Raw genomic sequence first — 1419 nt, 5'->3', positions numbered from 1 at the left:
ACTGTAATGGTAAAATCAGGACCTGCACAAGTGCCTATATAAGGTGTAATTGTATAAACAACATCCAAAGGACCATTGGTAGCATTTGTAAATATGTCGCCAGCGATCAAATTCACATCTGTTGTACCGCTAGCTGTGCTTGCTGTACCCCCCAAACCAGGATCTACTACCGCACTTACATCATAACTACTTATTGCACCTCCGTCATCATCTGTAGATGGCAAAACAACGCCTATGGCATCGCCAGAGCATACTGTAGCATCAAGGTTGCCAGTAAAAATTGGCGGCTCATCTATCGTTACTGTTATGGTAAAGTCAGGGCCTGCACAGGTGCCTATATAAGGGGTAACGGTATAAACTACATCCAAAGGACCGCCGGTACCATTTGTAAAGATATCGCCAGAAATCAGGTTCACATTCGTGGTTCCACTCGCAGTGCTTGCTGTGCCGCCCAAGCCGGGGGCTACTACTGCACTTACATCATAGCTGCTAATAGCATCTCCACCATCGTCTGTAGATGGTAAAACAACGCCTATAGCATCGCCAGAGCATGCCGTAGCATCAAGATTACCAGTGAATACAGGAGCCTCATCTATTGTTACTGTAATGCTAAAGTCAGGGCCTGCACATGTGCCTATATAAGGGGTAACTGTATAAACTACATCCAAAGGACCTCCTGTCGTATTCGTAAATATATCGCCAGAGATCAGGTTCACATCCGTGGTTCCGCTCGCGGTGCTTGCTGTACCCCCCAAACCAGGATCTACTACCGCACTTACATCATAGCTACTGATAACTCCGCCATCATCATCTAAAGAGGGTAGTGTAACTCCTATTGCATCTCCCGAACACACCGTAGCATCAAGATTGCCAGTGAATACCGGAGCCTCATCTATCGTTACTGTAATGGTAAAATCAGGACCTGCACAAGTGCCTATATAAGGAGTAATTGTATAAACTACATCCAAAGGACCTCCTGTCGTATTCGTAAATATATCGCCTGAAATTAGGTTCACATCTGTTGTGCCGCTAGCTGTGCTTGCTGTGCCGCCCAATCCAGGGGCTACTACGGCACTAATATCATAACTGCCGATAGCGTCTCCACCATCGTCAGTAGATGGCAAAACAACGCCTATAGCATCGCCAGAGCATACCGTAGCATCAAGATTGCCAGTGAATACAGGGGCCTCATCTATTGTTATTGTAATGGTAAAGCCAGGGCCTGCACATGTGCCTATATAAGGTATAAGTGTATAAACTACATCCAAAGGACCTCCTGTCCCATTTGTAAAGATATCGCCAGAGATCAAATTCACATCTGTCGTACCGCTAGCTGTGCTTGCTGTACCGCCCAATCCGGGGGCTACTACGGCATTTACATCATAGCTACTGATAACTCCGCCATCATCATCTAAAGAG

General features: G+C 46.2%; 1 protein-coding gene. It reads right to left on the bottom strand.

Annotated features, from left to right (window positions below):
* Positions 1 to 1419 (bottom strand): PKD-like domain-containing protein (locus C900_RS01870; protein WP_040495273.1); only part of this gene is annotated, 1419 nt, incomplete at both ends.

The sequence above is a fragment of the Fulvivirga imtechensis AK7 genome (genome assembly GCF_000331535.1).
GTDB classification, from domain to species: domain Bacteria; phylum Bacteroidota; class Bacteroidia; order Cytophagales; family Cyclobacteriaceae; genus Fulvivirga; species Fulvivirga imtechensis.
The sequence above is the reverse complement of the archived record's forward strand: the minus strand, read 5'-3'. Positions and strand labels throughout refer to the sequence as shown.